This window comes from Pseudomonas sp. 05T35 (assembly GCF_056396605.1).
Genome location: NZ_JBFTLU010000536.1, coordinates 1 through 3,254, shown reverse-complemented (window position 1 = coordinate 3,254; position 3,254 = coordinate 1). Strand labels below are relative to the sequence as shown.

Annotated in this window: 2 protein-coding genes and 2 pseudogenes; 2 read left to right on the top strand and 2 right to left on the bottom strand. The window is 58.3% G+C overall.

The window, feature by feature from the left end:
* Window positions 1-133: 133 nt before the first annotated feature.
* Both AC1DH9_RS26760 and AC1DH9_RS26755 read left to right on the top strand, forming a co-directional pair.
* A pseudogene (locus AC1DH9_RS26760) lies at window positions 134-1,159 on the top strand (cache domain-containing protein); the annotation flags it as partial.
* Between the two features lie 69 nt (window positions 1,160-1,228).
* Entirely contained in the window at window positions 1,229-2,014 is a 786-nt protein-coding gene (locus AC1DH9_RS26755; protein ID WP_371917687.1) for a methyl-accepting chemotaxis protein, read from the top strand.
* 72 nt (window positions 2,015-2,086) lie between these two features.
* On the opposite strand, the gene AC1DH9_RS26750 is transcribed toward AC1DH9_RS26755, so the two are convergent.
* The gene (locus AC1DH9_RS26750) at window positions 2,087-2,530 is read right to left on the bottom strand and encodes an SRPBCC family protein (protein WP_477809114.1); all 444 of its coding nucleotides are present in this window, start codon (window positions 2,528-2,530) and stop codon (window positions 2,087-2,089) included.
* Window positions 2,508-3,254, bottom strand: a pseudogene (locus tag AC1DH9_RS26745) (thioester reductase domain-containing protein); the annotation flags it as partial. The gene AC1DH9_RS26750 and the pseudogene AC1DH9_RS26745, both read right to left, overlap by 23 nt.

The window sequence follows — 3,254 nt, the reverse complement described above, 5'->3', positions numbered from 1 at the left end:
TCTCGAGTCTGTGCCGAAAGACTGGTGAGACATGCGTGCACCAAAGTAGAGCCGCCTTAGAACGGTCTACGGCGTCACATGGAATGTTGCACCCGGAACGCATCCCCACTCCTTGCATAAGAAGTCCCATGAAATGAATCTCAAGTTCAGCCATAAAATCCTTTTGGCCGCTTCAGGCGTAGTGGTTCTGGCTTTTGCGTTGTTCACTTTGTACAACGACTACCTGCAGCGCAATACCATCCAGCAAAACCTCGACTCCTCCGTCCAGCAAGCCGGCGATCTGACGGCCAGCAGCGTCCAGAACTGGCTGAGTGGGCGAATCCTGGTACTGGAAAACCTCGCCCAGAACGTCGCGCACCAAGGTGCCAACGCGGACTTTGCCGGGTTGGTCGACCAGCCGGCTTTCACCTCGAATTTCCAGTTCACCTACGTCGGTCAGTCCAATGGCGTGTTTACCCAACGTCCTGACGCCAAAATGCCCGATGGTTACGATCCACGTCAGCGCCCTTGGTACAAGCAGGCCGTAGCTGCCGACAAAACCATGCTCACGCCGCCCTACATGGCCGCTGTTGGCGGGCTGGTGGTAACGATTGCCATGCCGGTGAAGAAGAACGGTGAACTGCTCGGCGTCGTCGGTGGTGACCTGAGTCTGGAAACCCTGGTGAAGATCATCAACTCGGTGGACTTCGGCGGTATCGGTCATGCGTTCCTGGTCAGTGCTGACGGCCAGGTGATCGTCAGCCCGGACAAAGACCAGGTGATGAAGAACCTCAAGGACATTTACCCAGGCTCGAACGTACGCATCGAGCGGGGGAATCAGGAAGTGCTCCTGAACAAGCAGGCGCGCATCCTGTCCTTTACCCCGGTTACCGGCTTACCGAATGCTGAGTGGTTCATCGGCCTGACGATCGACAGGGATAAGGCTTATGCGCCACTGAGCAAATTCCGCACGTCGGCACTGATTGCGATGTTTATCGCGGTGACCGCAATTGCCGTGCTGCTGAGTCTGTTGATTCAAGTGCTGATGCGTCCACTGACCACCATGGGCCGTGCGATGCAGGACATCGCTCAAGGCGAAGGCGATTTGACTCGCCGTCTGGTGGTGGAAAGCAAAGACGAGTTCGGTGAGCTTGGCGGTGCCTTCAACCAGTTCGTGGAGCGGATTCACGCGTCGATTTCCGAAGTGTCGTCGGCCACACGCCAGGTACATGACCTGTCGCAACGGGTCATGGCATCATCGAATGCTTCGATCATCGGCTCCGATGAGCAAAGCGCACGGACCAATAGCGTGGCAGCAGCGATCAATCAGCTGGGTGCAGCCACTCAGGAGATCGCCCGTAACGCAGCGGACGCTTCGCAACACGCCAGCGGTGCCAGTGAGCAGGCTGACGACGGTCGTCAGGTGGTGGAACAAACGATTTTGGCGATGACCGAGTTGTCGCAAAAAATCAGCCTGTCGTGCACCCAGATTGAAACCCTGAACGCCAGCACCGACAACATCGGGCACATCCTCGATGTGATTAAAGGCATCTCGCAACAGACCAACTTGCTGGCTCTCAACGCGGCCATCGAAGCGGCGCGGGCGGGTGAAGCCGGACGTGGTTTCGCGGTGGTGGCGGACGAAGTGCGCAACCTGGCCCATCGCACTCAGGAGTCGGCAGAGGAGATTCACAAGATGATCACCTCATTGCAGGTCGGCTCGCGTGAAGCGGTATCGACCATGAATGCCAGCCAGGTATCCAGTGAGGAAAGCGTCGAAGTGGCGAATCAGGCCGGTGCGCGGTTGATCAGCGTGACCCAGCGGATCACCGAAATCGATGGCATGAACCAGTCGGTTGCGGCCGCAACGGAAGAGCAGACGGCAGTGGTGGAAACCCTGAACGGTGACATCAATCAGATCAACCTGCTGAACCAGCAGGGCGTGGCCAACCTCAACGAAACATTGAAGGATTGCGATGCCTTGTCGCTGCAGGCCAACCGCCTGAAGCAACTGGTGGATAGCTTCAAGATTTAAACCGTTGCATGGATGCAAAAAAACGCGATGAAGTCGGTCTGACTCATCGCGTTTTTTTATGACGAAAATTCCCTACGCAAACAAATTGCGCGCGTTGCTCATCGAGTCATCGGCAAACCCCTGCACGAAGTCCTTGAACCCCGGCATTGCTTCTGCGCCGCCCTGGGCGGGTTCTGCGATGATGGTCCAGGTTGCGCGCGACTTGCCGGCGCTCAGGGGCTCGACACTCATGGCAGCCCACAACTGACCAACGCCCAAGGTGTTGTAGACGGTAGTCCAGGTCATGCTCAGCGCCTGGTCGTCGCGGGAGTTGAGTTGTTCGACGACCAGGTTGCCGTCCTTGAAGAACTTCTTGCGCAGCGACGACACACCTTCGCCGGTCATCTCGATGTGCGACAGCGCCGGGATGAACTTGTCGAAGCCGGCGAAGTTGCCGACCACTTCCCAAACCCGCGACGCCTCGGCGGGTATTTCCACCGACGACACAACATGTTTGCTGCACACCGGCCTGGGCATTGGCGTGGCCGATCATCGAGATGTCGCCGATGTCCTCCTCGAAGCCGTTGAGGTAGAAACCCAGCACGCCAAACAACGCGTTATCGCTGTCGACCCGACCCAGTTGCTGTTGCCAGTCGGCGACGCTGACCATTTGAAACTCGCGGCCGGCCTCGCGGAACGAAGCGACGTAGGCGTCCCAGCTCAGCGGTTCAGGGTTGTGCAGGTTGAACACCGCCTGTTTGGGCTGATAACGGCTGGCGTGAAAGGCGATGAAGCGCGCGAGGAAGTCCACAGGCATCAAGTCGAAGTTCAGTGCGAACTCCGGCACCTGGCCGAGCTGGATCGAGCCTTTGAGCATCAGCATCAGACGGTTCTTGTGCGGCTGGCAGACGCCGGTGAGGCTGTTGAAACTGATGTTGCCTGGTCGGTAGAGGTTGACCCGCACCCCGCGCTCGCGAGCACGCTCGAGGATCCGTTCGCCGACCCATTTGGACAGGTTGTAGCCGTTCTTGATGTAGATCGGCGGAGTCTGCGCGGCGGGTTGTTCGAGCACTCGCCCCTCGGCGTCGATGGTGCTGGAGGCCGACAGTGTGGAGACGAAATTGAAGATCTTCTTGCTGCGCCCTTCGCAGAGCCGCAAGCACTCGAAAATCGGCTCGACGTTATCCCGTGCCAACGACTCGTAATCGAGTACGTGGTTGACGTTGGCGGCGTTGTGCACCAACGCGCCGAACTCCCGATT

What these genes read in the sequence shown, in the direction of transcription:
- AC1DH9_RS26755 (WP_371917687.1), top strand. Translation starts at nt 1,229, where the DNA reads ATGGCATCATCGAATGCTTCGATCATCGGCTCCGATGAGCAAAGCGCA.
- AC1DH9_RS26750 (WP_477809114.1), bottom strand. Translation starts at nt 2,530, where the DNA reads ATGCCCAGGCCGGTGTGCAGCAAACATGTTGTGTCGTCGGTGGAAATA.